Origin of the sequence: Vibrio sp. 99K-1 (genome assembly GCF_013114585.1) — a bacterium.
Classification (GTDB): Bacteria; Pseudomonadota; Gammaproteobacteria; order Enterobacterales; family Vibrionaceae; genus Vibrio; species Vibrio chagasii_B.
In genome coordinates this window covers 138,987-153,372 of record NZ_VTXF01000003.1, presented here as the reverse complement: position 1 = coordinate 153,372, position 14,386 = coordinate 138,987, and the positions used below count along the sequence as shown (strand labels likewise).

The following is a 14,386-nucleotide window of genomic DNA, read 5'->3' as shown; positions in this document are numbered from 1 at the left end:
GGGATAAAAAGAAAGATGCGAGTGGCGGGATGAGAGATGAGAAAAGAACTAAGAGCAGATTAGAGATACAGATAAAAAGATGGTTGGGTTTCTTGTTTATCTGTATCTGAATTATGTAACTAAAGAAGCATTAGTTGTCTAGGTGCTCTAGGCCCCATTTGTACAGCGCGTTCTTTTTCAGGTTGTAGATTTCTGCTGTCATTGCCGCCGCTTTTTTAAGAGGCAGTTCTTTGGTCAGAATACCCAGCGTGCGAGTCGCTTCATCTGGTAGTTCAGTGCTCGCTTCTTCGCGGTGACCATGAATCAGTAATACCATCTCACCGCGCTTGCGGTTCGCGTCCTCTTCAATCCATTCAATCAGTTCACCAAGAGGCAGGCCTTGAATGGTTTCGAAAGTCTTAGTTAGCTCACGCGCCAATACAACTTCACGGTCAGGGCCTAAAATCTCAAGCATATCTTGCAAAGAGTCAGAAATGCGGTGCGGTGATTCGTAGAAGATGCACGTGCGCTCAGCTTTCGCGATCTCTAGGAACTTATCTTTACGACCTTTACTCTTAGGCGGTAAGAAGCCTTCAAAGCTGAAACGATCCGATGGTAAACCTGACGCACTTAACGCGGTAATCACAGCACAAGCACCAGGAAGTGGCACAACTCTCACACCCGCTTGACGACATTGTGATACAAGATGGTAACCTGGATCACTGATTAAAGGTGTACCCGCATCAGAGACTAATGCGATAGACTGACCTTCTAATAGCTTTTCGACTAGAACTTGAGCTTTAGTTTGTTCATTATGATCATGTAAAGCGAACGTTCTGGTTGATATATTGAAGTGAGCAAGCAGCTTACCCGTGTGGCGTGTGTCTTCGGCTGCAATAACATCGACACTTGATAAGATTTCAATTGCTCTTTGAGTGATATCTCCCAAATTTCCGATTGGGGTTGGCACAATGTAGAGAGTTGGGCTCTCTGTGAGCAAGGTTTTGTTATCTGTCATTTGTTTACCATCACTTCAACGATTAATATAGATACAAATTTATACGGAATTTAAAGAACTCATGGCAACGATGAACCATAAGAGACTCAGTGTACCACGCTTACTAACTCCAATTGCATTAGCAATTACATTGGCGGCTTGTTCTTCAGGTCCACAAGCACCAACAAGCGTAGATATTACACTAGATCCAGTGCAATCCACTGAAAGTTACATGATGCAGGCGGACAGTAGCAAAGGAAGCCTACAAAACGACTGGTTAATCATGGCGCTTAAAGCTTCTGTGCAAGCTGGCAAAACCGACCAAGCGACACTGCTTATCAAACGCTTAGCAAAACAAGAGCTCACTGAAGTTCAGCAAGCAGAATGGCAACTCGCTCGAGCTCAACTGTTGGTGAATAACTCACAGCCGGATCAAGCGTACAGCCAACTAAACTTCCAGCCTTGGTGGAAACTGCCAAACGAACAGTGGAAAGATTACCACGAGCTGCGTGCGAATATTTCAGAGATGCGAAGCGAGTATTTCGAGGCGAGTCGTGAACTTGTTCTTTATTCTGAGTACGCGAAAGATAACGACGAGATCCAGCAGCAAGCTGCAGATCGAATTTGGCAAAATCTAAATAGCTACTCTCAATATGAGATTCTGGAACTGAAAACGTCACCGACGGAAGACGTTTTAGCCGGTTGGTTACAACTCGCTATTTACATGAAGACACTCAACTCGAACCTGCCAAACCTACAGGAAACCCTGTCTGATTGGTTAGCCGAGAATCCTCAGCATCCTGCTGCTACTTATACACCGCAAGCGATCACGGACATCTTAGCCTTAGAGATCAGCAAGCCAACCAGCACTGCATTGCTACTACCGCTAACGGGTAAATATGGTAAGCAAGCACAACTGGTACGTGATGGTTTCATCTTTGCGATGATGAATGACAAAGAGCGCGAAGAAGATGCAACGCTGACGGTTATGGACACCAATGTTCAAAGTGCCGCTGAAATTAAAGCGACACTTGAAGAGAACAATGTTGATTTCATCGTTGGCCCGCTGATTAAGAGCAACATCACTAAGCTTCAGCAAGCGCAGAAAAATCACGAGAACTCGATTCCAGCTTTAGCTCTGAATATTCCAACTCAGCTAGAACCTGACACCAATATTTGTTACCTCGCTCTATCTCCTGAGCAAGAGGTTGCTCAAGCAGCGAAACACCTGTTTGCTCAAGGCTACAAATACCCACTGATTCTGGCTCCGAAGGGACGCCTTGGTGATCGTGTTGAGCAAGCGTTTAAAGAAGAGTGGAAGAAATACAGCAATAACGATGTAGCAATCAGCTTCTTCTCGGACAAACGCCAACTTCAACGCAACGTGAATCAAGTATTCGGTCTACAAGAGAGCCAACAGCGCATCGCGCAAATGGATAACCTACTTGATATAGACCTAGAAACCGAACCACGCAGTCGTCGTGATATCGATTCTGTCTACATCGTGGCGAAGAACTCCGAGCTAACGCTGATCAAGCCTTTCATTGAAGTTGCGATCAACCCAGATGCTAGCCAGCCTGCTCTGTTCTCTAACTCACGCAGTAATAGCGGCGACAAGCAGTATGAAGACCTAACAGGTGTATTCTACAGCGATATCCCACTGCTAGTTGAAAAAAAAGGTGAGCTGAACAAAGAGCTTAACGAACTATGGCCAGCACATTCAAACGGCCAGAAACGCCTACAAGCGTTAGGTATGGATGCATACTACCTAATGGATGCGCTACCACAGATGAAAGCCGTACAGGGTTACAGTATTCCGGGTGAAACTGGCGTATTAACCATCGACAACAACTGTGTTGTACAACGTGAAATCAGCTGGGCAGAGCATGGGGCTTTTTAGCCGAACGTTCTTGTCCAAAGCAACGGTCACCCATAAACAAGTGGGTGATCAATACGAGGCCGTGGCAAAGGCCTATTTGACTCGCCACGGTTTATCGTTAATTCAACAAAACTTCATAGCAAAATGTGGCGAGATTGATCTTATAATGCGCCATAACAATACGATTGTGTTTGCCGAGGTAAAATACCGTAAGCAAACTCGCTACGGACATGCCGCTGAGATGGTGACAGCGAAGAAGTCACAAAGGCTACTCAAAACAGCCCAAGTGTGGCTGATGCAGCAAGGCTTGTCGGTACATTCCACAGATTTCAGGTTTGATATCATTGCCATTGAAGGGCCAGATGATCATATCAACTGGATTCAAAACGCGATTACCCAAGGATAAACATGCTAGACAGCATTAAAGAAAGTTTTACAGAAAGTATTCAAATCCAAATTGCGGCTGCAGAAGCACTACCAGATGCAATCACGCACGCCGCTCAAGCTATGGTTGCTACCTTGCTCAACGGAAACAAAATCCTATGTTGTGGTAATGGTGGATCCGCATCAAACGCTCAGCAATTTGTATCATGCCTACTTAACCGTTTTGAAACCGAGCGCCCTAGCCTACCAGCAATGGCCCTTACAGCTGATAACACCACGCTTACTGCGGTTGCAAACGACTACCACTACGAAGAGATCTTCTCTAAACAGGTGCGTGCGTTTGGTCAAACGGGTGATATTTTACTGGCTATCTCGACTAGCGGTAACAGCAAGAACATCATTAAAGCGATGGAAGCAGCGGTAACTCGTGACATGACTATCATCGCCTTTACCGGTAAAGATGGTGGTGAAATGGCAGGTTTGCTTGGTGAGCACGATGTAGAAATTCGTATCCCGTCACACCGCACAGCGCGCATTCATGAAGTGCACATGGTGACACTACACTGCCTATGTGACCTAATCGATCAAGTACTCTTCCCTGCTCACGAAGAGTGATATACGGAGCATCACAATGAAATCATTTACCTCTAAGACGCTATTGAAGCTGATTAGTGTTTCGCTACTTACACTATCTTTGTCTGGTTGTGCTGGCATTTTCATTGCTGGTGCAGCAACCACTGCAAACATTGTCACTGACACGCGAACCACTAAAGAGATTTGGAACGACAACAATATCGAATTTGAAGTCGCAGCCATCACTAACAAACAGCCATACCGTGGTAGCGTTCGTGTCACAGCAAGCTCTTACCGCGGCTCGGTGGTATTAATGGGCCAAGCAACAACAGATGCTGAACGCCGCTCTTTTGAGAGCCAAGCGAAAGATGTACCTGGCGTCGAAACAATTCACAATCAGATTCGCGTGAAAGAGCCTCTCTCTGTTAGCGCTATCAGCAAAGACAGCTGGATTACCACTAAAGTGAAATCGGCTCTGCTGGCTAACTCTGAGCTGAACGGCATCAAGGTGAAAGTCATCACTGAAGATTCAGAAGTATTCTTACTGGGCTTAGTATCTCGTGAACACGCAGATATCGCGACGGAAGTTGCACGCAACATTTCCGGTGTGAAGCAGGTAATCCGAGCATTTGAATATGGTGAAGAAGAGACAGCCGTTAACTAGCGATTAAGCTAAAACTGCAAAGAAATCAGCAGGTAACAGAAAAGAAAAAAGCAGCGATGAGTCGCTGCTTTTTTATTGAGTCGTTACTTATAAATAACGTTATTTGATAACACGAAGGCTTGGACGACCTTTTGCCGGGCGAGGTGGCTCAGGATCTGAGTCTGGCTCTTCAGCTTCTGGTTCAACCGTAGCAACACTCAAAGATGGGCCTTTTTCTGGCTCTTCGAAAGGACTTTCTTCAATCCCTTCTTCGAACGATTCCATGTAAGCCTCTTCAGGTTCAAACATGGTACCAGCACCATTCTCACGAGCGTAAATCGCTTGTACAGCATAAAGTGGAACGATCACAGAGTGAGGACGACCACTAAAACGAGCGCTAAACGTCACAGCTTCATTACCCAGCTCAAGTTGTCCAACTGCACGAGGTGCGATGTTCAGAATGATCTGACCATCTTGAACAAACTCTTCTGGAACTCGCACGCCTGGTAGTGTTGCTTCAACTACAAGGTGTGGAGTCAATTCGTTATCAACCAGCCAATCATAGAATGCACGAAGCATGTATGGTCGGCGTGGTGTCATATTTGAGATATCCATAACGCTTAGCGAACTAGTCGCATCTCGCGCTCAGCTTCCGTTAAAGAAGCTAGGAATGAATCACGTTCAAATACGCGGTTCATGTAAACTTTAAGCTCTTTAGAACCAGGGCCAATTAGCTCGATACCAAGCTCAGGTAAACGCCATAGTAGCGGAGCAAGGTAGCAATCGATTAGGCTGAATTCTTCGCTCATGAAGTACTCGTACTCTGCGAAGATAGGAGCCAGAGTCAGTAGATCGTTACGTAGTTTAGTACGTGCTGCTTCAGATTCTTCAGCGTTGCCTTTAACGATCTTCTCTGCAACTGAATACCAGTTGCGCTCGATGCGGTACATCATTAGACGGCTGTTACCACGAGCAACCGGGTATACAGGCATCAATGGTGGATGAGGAAAACGCTCATCTAAGTATTCCATGATGATCTTAGAGTCGTATAGAGCAAGCTCACGATCAACAAGAGTTGGTACTGATTTGTACGGGTTCAGTTCAACAAGCTCTGCTGGAAGATTTTTTTCATCAACCAACTCAACTTCAACACTTACGCCTTTTTCAGCAAGAACGATGCGCACCTGATGGCTATACATATCAGAAGCACTTGAGAAAAGAGTCATTACAGAACGTTTATTGGCAGCTACAGCCATGGAGCCCTCCAGTACACTTTAAATAAAAACAATGGAGGCCTAAAGCCTCCATTGAACATTAACATAATTTGGGAATTAGCACGGTATTATAGCACAATTAGTGCACATCACGCCAATACTCTTTCTTCAGCAGAATCACAATGATAGTGAAGATTACTAAGAAAGCCATTACCCACCAACCTAGAGCATGACGCTCAAGTTGAACAGGGTCGCCCGAGTAAACTAGGAAGTTAACTAGGTCGCGAACCGCTTCATCGTATTCACCAGCACTTAGTTCACCAGAGCCATCAGTCTCAGTACCAACAACCACTGTTACTTCTTCGCCATCTACAATGTGAGTATCGTAGATTGGTGTAGGGATACCTTGCAGCTCTTCAAGAACGTGCGGCATACCAACACTTGGGAAAACAATGTTGTTCACGCCAAATGGACGAGACTGGTCTTCGTAGAAAGTGCGAAGATACGTGTATAGCCAGTCAGCACCACGAACACGAGCAACCAAAGTTAGGTCCGGCGGCGGAGCACCAAACCAGCTTGCCGCTTGCTCAGAAGGCATCGCATTAACCATTAGGTCACCAATTTTCGCTTCAGGGTCAAAAATCAGGTTTTCCTTCATTAGATCAACAGGGATCTCTAAGTCATTCGCAACACGCTCATAGCGTTGGTATTGCGTTGAGTGACAAGCAAAACAGTAGTTCATGAACATCTTAGCGCCATTTTGCAATGAAGCTTTGTCCGTTAAGTCATTGTTCGCTTTGTCTAATGGTACGTTTGCACCCGCTGCCATCGCCAGTGACGGCAACATAGCAAATAAAATTACAATCCACTTTTTCATTTGAATGTCACCCTTTCTGGTAATGGTTTCGTCGCTTCATTTTTACTGTAGAACCACAGCAGAACGAAGAACATGAAGTAACCTAAGCTAAAGATTTGAGCTAGTAGCGTGTATGTTGGTGTTGCTGGAAGCGCACCAAGTACACCAAGCGCAATAAAGCTTATTGTGAATTGGATGATGTTAATCAAATGCAGTTTGCTACGGTAACGGTAAGAACGCACTTTACAACGGTCGAACCATGGCAGTAGGAATAGCACAACAATCGATGCACCCATTGCTACAACACCTAGCAGCTTATCAGGAACCGCACGTAGGATTGCGTAGAACGGCGTGAAGTACCATACAGGAGCAATGTGCTCAGGTGTCTTCAGCGGGTTCGCAGCTTCAAAGTTTGGCGGCTCAAGGAAGAAACCACCCATCTCTGGGTTAAAGAACAGCACATAACAGAAGAAGAATAGGAAACCAGCAACACCAACCATATCTTTCACTGTCCCGTATGGGTGGAAAGGAATAGAGTCAATGATGTCGTATTTCTTCGTGTAATCTTTATGGAATGGGAACTGAGTTTTGTAGTCGTCGCCCATTGTGCCTTTAGGAAGCTTAGTCTCGATACCGTCTGGGTTGTTCGAACCCACTTCGTGCAGCGCTAGTACGTGAAGCACGATAAGCAGCAGAAGTACGATTGGTAGCGCGATAACGTGCAGTGCGAAGAAACGGTTCAACGTTGCACCAGAGATGATGTAATCACCACGGATCCAAAGCGTTAGGTCATCACCGATAACAGGAATCGCACCAAACAGAGAAATGATTACCTGAGCACCCCAGTAAGACATTTGACCCCATGGTAGTAGGTAACCCATGAAAGCCTCGGCCATAAGCACCAAGAAGATCAACATACCGAAGATCCAAAGTAGCTCACGAGGTTTTTGGTAAGAACCGTAGATTAGACCACGGAACATGTGCAGGTAGATAACAACGAAGAATGCCGAAGCACCTGTCGAGTGCATGTAACGTAGTAGCCAACCGTATTCCACATCACGCATGATGTATTCAACAGAAGCAAACGCACCCTCACCAGACGGTACGTAGTTCATTGTTAGCCAAATACCCGTAAGGATTTGGTTAACCAATACCAACATTGCCAAAGAACCGAAAAGGTACCAAAAGTTAAAGTTCTTAGGCATTGGGTATTCAGATAAGTGCTTTTTGTAAGCATTCATCGCGGGTATACGTTTTTCAACCCAGTCTAGTAGTCCTTGCATTATGCATCTCCCTCGTCAATACCGATCAGGATCTTGGTGTCGCTTAAATACATATGCTTTGGCACAACAAGGTTCAATGGTGCAGGTACGCCTTGGAATACTCGACCAGCCATATCAAATTTCGAACCATGACACGGACAGAAGAAACCAGACTTAACACCTTGTACTTGTTCTGCGAAAGAATCAGGTAGGTAAGTCGGAGAACAACCTAAGTGCGTACAGAAACCAACAGCAACGAAGAATTCCGGCTTAATTGAACGGAATTCGTTCTGTGCGTATTCTGGCTGTTGTTCAGCTTCAGATTGAGGATCACGAAGTTGACCACCGATAGATTTTAGGTTTTCTAGTACCGACTCAGCACGACGTACAACCCATACAGGTTTACCTTGCCACTCGACACGAACCATTTGTCCCGGTTCTAACTTGCTGACTTCCACTTCCACCGGTGCACCCGCAGCTTTCGCCTTGGCACTCGGATTCCATGATTTAATAAAAGGCACGGCTACAGCAGCAGCTCCCAAACCACCAACAACGGCTGTTGTTGCGGTTAAGAAACGCCTGCGACCGTTATTTAAAGGCGCGTTGCTCATCCAAACATTCTCCCATTTGCTCCTTGTGGATTGAAATTATTCCGATTAAAGAGCATGGCTAACAAAATATGTATTTAGTTCTATTTATTGACGGCAAATGATAAATAAAACCCTACTTTTTGACAAGATAAAGCTACCTTTTTGTAACAATCATGAGGCAAAGCGCACATTGAGTTACAAAAGCTTTCAAAATACAAGAATTTGGAAATAAAACGAGAGGGGAAAAGCATTTAGCAGGGGGGAGAAAAACAAAAAGCCCGGCATATAGCCGAGCTTTGAACCACAATTCCAGTAATAAAACTGGGAGCGTGTACTTTTTCGTAAAGAAAAATTAACGCTTAGAGAATTGAGGTTTACGACGTGCTTTACGTAGACCAACTTTCTTACGTTCAACGCAACGAGCGTCACGAGTAACGTAGCCAGCTGCACGTAGAGCAGGACGTAGAGTTTCATCGTACTCCATAAGAGCGCGAGTGATACCGTGGCGGATTGCGCCAGCTTGACCAGAAATACCACCACCAGAAACAGTGATGTAAAGGTCAAGTTTCTCAGTTAGTTCAACTAGCTCAAGAGGTTGCTTAACAACCATACGAGAAGTTGGACGACCGAAGTAAACATCAAGGCTACGCTTGTTGATTACGATCTCACCAGAACCTGGTTTGATGAAAACACGAGCTGCTGAGCTTTTGCGACGACCAGTGCCGTAGTATTGATTCTCTGCCATTTTCATAATCCCCAATTAGATGTCTAGTACTTGTGGTTGTTGAGCAACATGGTTGTGCTCAGCACCAGCGTATACTTTTAGCTTACGGTACATAGCGCGGCCTAGAGGACCACGTGGAAGCATACCTTTAACAGCTAGTTCTAGAACCATTTCTGGTTTCTTGTCGATCAGCTTTTCGAAAGTGATAGACTTAAGACCACCTGGGAACTCAGAGTGACGGTAGTAAACCTTACCCTTAGCTTTGTTACCAGTTACAGCAACTTTCTCAGCGTTAACAACGATGATGTAATCACCAGTGTCTACGTGAGGAGTGTATTCTGCTTTGTGCTTACCACGAAGGCGAGAAGCGATTTCACTTGCTAGACGACCAAGAGTTTTACCTTCAGCGTCTACAACATACCAGTCGCGTTTTACAGTTTCTGGTTTAGCAACGAAAGTTTTCATGCTAATAATTACCTATTTAAAAAATTTACACTTAAGGAATACTCGCGTATTCCCACTGTCTAAGAGTCACCATTCATCACCCCTTCGAGTGTTGGAAAACTCTTGGCATAACGTGATTTAACTCATCGTTAGAGGCCCGCAGTAACGGTAGGTCGCAGGATTATAGAGAAGAGCGAAGAAAAAATCACCTCTTTTTGAACAAAATCACGATTTTTTTATTTCTACTTCTCAATCGAGATAATCCTAGCTAACTCAAGTGCTCTTTTGTTAAATATTCATGACTCTGCATTTCAATTAAACGCGACTGACAACGTTTAAATTCGAACTCTAGCTGGCCGTGGGTATATAAATTTTCAAGCTCTACTTCCGCAGAAATAATCAGCTTTACATTCCGCTCATAGAACTCGTCCACTAGTGCGATAAAACGTCTTGCTGCGTCATCGGAAGTCGCGCCCATTTGCAGTACATCAGCCAAGAGAACCGTGTGGTAAACGCGCGACAGTTCAATATAATCATTCTGGCTTCGAGCCGACTGACAAAGCTGAGCAAAAGTACCATGCAACACGCCATCGCTTGCTTCAATAACGTCTAACTGACGATGATTCACTTCAATTTGCTTGAGTCTCTCTTTATCTTCCCCAACCAGTTGGTTGTAGTACTTTTCAAGATTGATGTTCGCTTGGCTATCTAATGGGTAATGATAAATTTCAGCTTGTTCTAAAGTACGCAGACGATAATCAATGCCGCTATCAACATTGAGAATATGGCAGTTGTCTTGAATCAGCTTAATCGCGGGCAAGAAACGCGCACGCTGCAGACCATTACGATACAGGTCAGCAGGCGGAATGTTCGAGGTTGCAACCAAGATAACCTTTCGTGCGAACAACTCTTGGAATAAGGTACCTAAGATCATCGCATCGGTGATATCGGAAACGAAAAACTCATCGAAACAGATAATATCGGCCTCTTGCTTCAATTTATCAGCAACCAAAGGCAGTGGATCGCTGACATTGCCCAACGCCTTCAATTCATCATGCACTCGATACATAAAGCGGTGAAAGTGAACTCGCATTTTTTTAGTGGTCGGTAAGGCATCGTAGAACGTATCCATAAGGTAAGTTTTACCGCGCCCTACGCCACCCCAAAAGTAGAGACCTTTCGGTGGTGTCGGTAGCTCTGGCTTCTTACCGAGCAATTTCTGGAATCGAGTCAATTGAGGAATGGGAGTATTTACGTAATCTTGGAACTGATGAAAGAGTTCATCTAAAGATTTTACGGCTTGCTCTTGCGCTGGATCTCTTTGAAATCCATGCTCTTTTATATCTTGTTCGTATTTTTGGACGGGATTCATGACGACATTTCCACAATGAAAGCGATATCAGACAGCGAATAAAATTAAGTTCAAACAGTAAGAGACGTGACATTAAGCGGTGAATAATGCAGCATTAAACTGCTAAGTAGCGCACATGCATTTCTCTTTATACTGCGGCTTTCTCATAGTACCATGGAGCCGTAGCACGTGTAACTAAGCAGTAACAAACATGTTAAAAAACAATAATAAGGAGCTGTTATGCCTTGGATGTATGCCATTGCCGGTTTACTAGTCGGAGTTATTTTAGGGGTCGCTATTTCTCGTCTTATGACACCTGAATACAAGAAGCAAAAGAACGTACAGAAAGAATTGGATAGCGCAAAGTTTGCCCTTGAGCAGCAGCGACAAGAGCTGGCTGATCACTTTGCGAAATCAGCAGAGATGTTGGACACCTTAGGTAAGGACTACACAAAACTGTACCAACACATGGAAAAAACCAGCTCAGAGCTAATCCCTAATTTGCCAGAGCAAGACAACCCGTTTGTGAAGACAGCGGCTGCCCATTCAGAAAAGCCACAAGAAAAGTCGGCAACCAAAGAAGCGGCACTGGAAGAGCAACCTAAAGATTACGCCAATGGTGCAACCGGTTTGTTTACTGAACACAAGAAAGAAATCATTGATGCTCCAGATGTCGTCACAGCAAAAGCATCATAAACATTTAACACTTAGGTGAACTTTACAAAGGTTTTTGAGTCATAACTTTCACTCAGGTCATTTGAAACTTCTCATACGTATCACACGTAATGAGAGGGGTAAGACCTTAACTAGAGAGGAGTTTATGATGAAAAAACCTTTGCTTGCTTTATCAGTACTGACCTTAAGCTTAAGTTCAATCATCACCCCCATTCAAGCAACCGCCGCACTTCCATTAAGTGTGGGTAATGAACAATTACCAAGCCTTGCGCCTATGCTTGAACAAGTGACCCCCGCTGTGGTTAGTATCGCCGTTGAAGGCAAACAGGTACAGCGTCAGCAAATCCCTGAACAATTCCAATTCTTTTTTGGCCCAGAGCAAACACGTGAGCGTCCATTTCGCGGTTTAGGCTCAGGCGTGATCATTGACGCCAAGAAAGGCCATATCGTCACCAACTACCACGTAATTGATGGTGCTGACGATATCAAAGTAAGACTTCATGACGGTCGAGAATACGATGCTGAGCTTATCGGCGGTGACCAGATGTCCGATATTGCCCTCTTAAAACTCGAAAAAGCTAAGAACCTGACTCAGATAAAACTCGCAGACTCCGATAAGTTGAGAGTGGGTGATTTCACTGTCGCAATTGGTAACCCATTTGGGCTTGGCCAGACCGTGACATCAGGCATCGTATCCGCTCTTGGCCGAAGCGGCCTCAACCTCGAGAACTTTGAGAACTTCATTCAAACTGATGCGGCTATCAACAGCGGTAACTCAGGTGGTGCGCTAGTGAACCTCAACGGTGAACTAATTGGTATCAACACAGCTATTCTTGGCCCCAACGGAGGTAATGTCGGTATCGGCTTTGCAATTCCATCCAACATGATGAAAAACCTGACAGAACAGATTATCGATTTCGGTGAAGTTAAACGCGGCATGCTTGGCGTTCAAGGTGGTGAGATCACCTCAGAGCTTGCAGAGGCATTAGGTTACGAGTCCAGTAAAGGCGCCTTCGTTAGCCAAGTCGTGCCAGACAGTGCCGCCGATGATGCTGGCTTAAAAGCGGGTGACATTATTATCTCTATTAATGGCAAGCGAATTGATACCTTCAGCGAGTTAAGAGCTAAAGTCGCAACGCTCGGTGCAGGCAAAGAGATCGAGTTAGGTGTGGTTCGCGATGGTAAGAATAAAACCTTCGATGTAACGCTAGGTGAGTCAACCAATAGTAAGACTAAGGCCGAAAAGTTGCATGAAGGACTAACTGGTGCAGAGCTTACCAACACCACTGGTAATGACTCTGCAACAGGCGTCAAAGTATCTAGCGTCGCTCAAGGTTCACCGGCGGAAGCTTATCAGCTCCAGAAAGATGACATCATCATCGGAGTGAACCGCCAGCCCGTTAAGAACCTTGCCGAGTTTAGAGCGATCGTTGAAAAACAACCTGGTGTATTAGCACTCAATATCCAGCGAGATGACAGAACCATCTACCTCGTAATTCGCTAACGAGTTCGTCAACACAAACACAGGGAGACTGAGTAAGTTTGCTTTAAACTTACTCAGTCTCTCTTTTCTTTAGATGAATCAAAATGCTATGCTTCACAAGTAAATCAAACTAGTCACCCATGCGTGGAGGCTCAATACCTTACCTGTCGAAGAGGGAAACATGCTGGCCTTTCTATTTCGTTCTATCTCCCTTGGACTCGTTTCAGCGGCGCTGATTCTTCTTGCCTTTCCTAGCTTAAGGCCAGCCATTGTTGCAGATGTGACTAGCCCTAAAGTCGATAATATTGGCTCTCTTCAGATTTCATTTAATCAAGCGGTACGCCGCGCTGCACCTGCTGTGGTGAATATTTACAGCCGTAAATACGCAGAAAGTGATCGTAACAAACTACTGACTCAAGGTTTGGGTTCGGGGGTTATTGTCAGCGAAAAAGGCTATATCATTACCAACTTCCACGTAGTTGCTCAAGCTGACCAAATTGTTGTCGCACTTCAAGATGGCCGAGTAGCAGCAGCGCAACTTGTCGGTTCAGACAAGCGCACCGATATCGCGATACTGAGAGTCAGCGGTGATAACCTACCGGTGATTCCACTCAACCCGAACTACAAAGCCAATGTCGGTGATGTGGTACTGGCTATCGGTAACCCATACAACCTAGGTCAAACGACCACCTTTGGCATCATCTCCGCAACAGGTCGCTCTTCGATCAGTGCCGATGGCCATCAAGCCTTTATCCAGACTGATGCGGCAATCAATGAAGGTAACTCTGGTGGAGCTCTGGTTAACTCTCAGGGTGAGTTAGTCGGCATCAATACAGCCTCTTTCCAACAAGCGACCGACATGGAAACCTACGGTATTTCATTTGCTATCCCCTACCCACTTGCCAATAAAATCATGGAAAAGATCATCGCTGATGGTCGTGTGATCCGTGGTTATATCGGTATCGACGGGCAAGACATCAACTCAGTCACTTCTCGCATGTTGGGTACTAAGAATATCGGTGGGATTGTTGTGTTGGGTATCGATCCAAATGGTCCGGCTGCGGATGCAGGTTTTGAAGCTCAAGATATTATTGTCAGCATCAACAATAATCAGGTGAATGGTCGCCAGAGCGTGATGGATATCGTTACCGATCTACGCCCAGGTACGGTGATCGATGTCGGCATCTTGCGCCAAGGTGAAAACAAGACTCTCAAAGTGACGATTGCTGAAGATACTCGCCTGTAGAGTAAACGCTAAAAGTAAGTGATTAAAAGCAACTGACAGACAAAGACAAAAAAACCCAGCTCACAGGCTGGGTTTTCTTTTATCCG

At 45.1% G+C, this 14,386-nt stretch carries 16 protein-coding genes; 7 read left to right on the top strand and 9 right to left on the bottom strand.

Features of this window, described 5'->3' with window-relative positions:
* Positions 1–130 precede the first annotated feature (130 nt).
* Positions 131–997 carry a 16S rRNA (cytidine(1402)-2'-O)-methyltransferase gene (rsmI, locus tag F0228_RS03715; protein WP_105058998.1) on the bottom strand — a complete coding sequence of 289 codons (867 nt, stop codon included), beginning with the start codon at positions 995–997 and terminating at the stop codon, positions 131–133.
* 61 nt (positions 998–1,058) lie between these two features.
* Here rsmI and F0228_RS03710 point away from each other — a divergent pair, with 61 nt between their 5' ends.
* Genes F0228_RS03710 through F0228_RS03695 form a run of 4 tightly spaced genes read left to right on the top strand, consistent with a single transcriptional unit; the run spans position 1,059 to position 4,476 of the window.
* Positions 1,059–2,876, top strand: coding sequence for a penicillin-binding protein activator (locus F0228_RS03710; protein WP_171730859.1), 1,818 nt, complete (start codon positions 1,059–1,061; stop codon positions 2,874–2,876).
* Positions 2,863–3,261, top strand: a complete 399-nt coding sequence (locus F0228_RS03705; protein ID WP_061033384.1) for a YraN family protein — start codon at positions 2,863–2,865, stop codon at positions 3,259–3,261. The genes F0228_RS03710 and F0228_RS03705 overlap by 14 nt, the downstream gene beginning before the upstream one ends.
* A gap of 2 nt (positions 3,262–3,263) precedes the next feature.
* A complete protein-coding gene (locus F0228_RS03700) occupies positions 3,264–3,854 on the top strand; it encodes a phosphoheptose isomerase (protein ID WP_004729817.1) in 591 nt (196 codons plus the stop codon).
* A gap of 16 nt (positions 3,855–3,870) precedes the next feature.
* On the top strand, positions 3,871–4,476 hold the full coding sequence (locus F0228_RS03695) for a BON domain-containing protein (RefSeq protein ID WP_171730860.1): 606 nt from the start codon (positions 3,871–3,873) through the stop codon (positions 4,474–4,476).
* A 99-nt stretch (positions 4,477–4,575) separates the two neighbouring features.
* Here F0228_RS03695 and sspB read toward each other — a convergent pair whose 3' ends face one another.
* The 8 genes from sspB to zapE form a co-directional block, all read right to left on the bottom strand.
* Positions 4,576–5,070 (bottom strand): ClpXP protease specificity-enhancing factor, encoded by a 495-nt coding sequence (gene sspB, locus F0228_RS03690; protein ID WP_061033386.1) that lies wholly within the window; start codon positions 5,068–5,070, stop codon positions 4,576–4,578.
* A gap of 5 nt (positions 5,071–5,075) precedes the next feature.
* Positions 5,076–5,711 carry a stringent starvation protein SspA gene (sspA, locus tag F0228_RS03685; protein WP_004740754.1) on the bottom strand — a complete coding sequence of 212 codons (636 nt, stop codon included), beginning with the start codon at positions 5,709–5,711 and terminating at the stop codon, positions 5,076–5,078.
* 97 nt (positions 5,712–5,808) lie between these two features.
* A complete protein-coding gene (locus tag F0228_RS03680) occupies positions 5,809–6,546 on the bottom strand; it encodes a cytochrome c1 (protein WP_171761913.1) in 738 nt (245 codons plus the stop codon).
* A complete protein-coding gene (locus F0228_RS03675) occupies positions 6,543–7,808 on the bottom strand; it encodes a cytochrome bc complex cytochrome b subunit (protein WP_008223666.1) in 1,266 nt (421 codons plus the stop codon). The genes F0228_RS03680 and F0228_RS03675 overlap by 4 nt, the downstream gene beginning before the upstream one ends.
* Positions 7,808–8,398: a ubiquinol-cytochrome c reductase iron-sulfur subunit gene (gene petA / locus F0228_RS03670; protein WP_004740757.1), complete on the bottom strand. Its 591-nt coding sequence runs from the start codon at positions 8,396–8,398 to the stop codon at positions 7,808–7,810. The genes F0228_RS03675 and petA overlap by 1 nt, the downstream gene beginning before the upstream one ends.
* A gap of 331 nt (positions 8,399–8,729) precedes the next feature.
* Positions 8,730–9,122: a 30S ribosomal protein S9 gene (gene rpsI, locus F0228_RS03665; protein WP_004740758.1), complete on the bottom strand. Its 393-nt coding sequence runs from the start codon at positions 9,120–9,122 to the stop codon at positions 8,730–8,732.
* Between the two features lie 15 nt (positions 9,123–9,137).
* Positions 9,138–9,566 (bottom strand): 50S ribosomal protein L13, encoded by a 429-nt coding sequence (gene rplM / locus F0228_RS03660; protein WP_004740759.1) that lies wholly within the window; start codon positions 9,564–9,566, stop codon positions 9,138–9,140.
* Positions 9,567–9,813: 247 nt separating this feature from the next.
* Positions 9,814–10,917, bottom strand: a complete 1,104-nt coding sequence (gene zapE / locus F0228_RS03655) for a cell division protein ZapE (protein ID WP_171761912.1) — start codon at positions 10,915–10,917, stop codon at positions 9,814–9,816.
* A gap of 219 nt (positions 10,918–11,136) precedes the next feature.
* On the opposite strand from zapE, the gene zapG reads away from it, so the two are divergent.
* The 3 genes from zapG to degS all read left to right on the top strand — a co-directional run bounded on the left by zapG (position 11,137) and on the right by degS (position 14,300).
* Positions 11,137–11,592: a Z-ring associated protein ZapG gene (zapG, locus tag F0228_RS03650; RefSeq protein WP_061033389.1), complete on the top strand. Its 456-nt coding sequence runs from the start codon at positions 11,137–11,139 to the stop codon at positions 11,590–11,592.
* A gap of 127 nt (positions 11,593–11,719) precedes the next feature.
* Complete coding sequence (locus F0228_RS03645; protein ID WP_171761920.1) at positions 11,720–13,075, top strand: DegQ family serine endoprotease; 1,356 nt, start codon at positions 11,720–11,722, stop codon at positions 13,073–13,075.
* A 160-nt stretch (positions 13,076–13,235) separates the two neighbouring features.
* Complete coding sequence (degS, locus tag F0228_RS03640; RefSeq protein WP_061033391.1) at positions 13,236–14,300, top strand: outer membrane-stress sensor serine endopeptidase DegS; 1,065 nt, start codon at positions 13,236–13,238, stop codon at positions 14,298–14,300.
* The last annotated feature ends 86 nt before the right edge of the window (positions 14,301–14,386 follow it).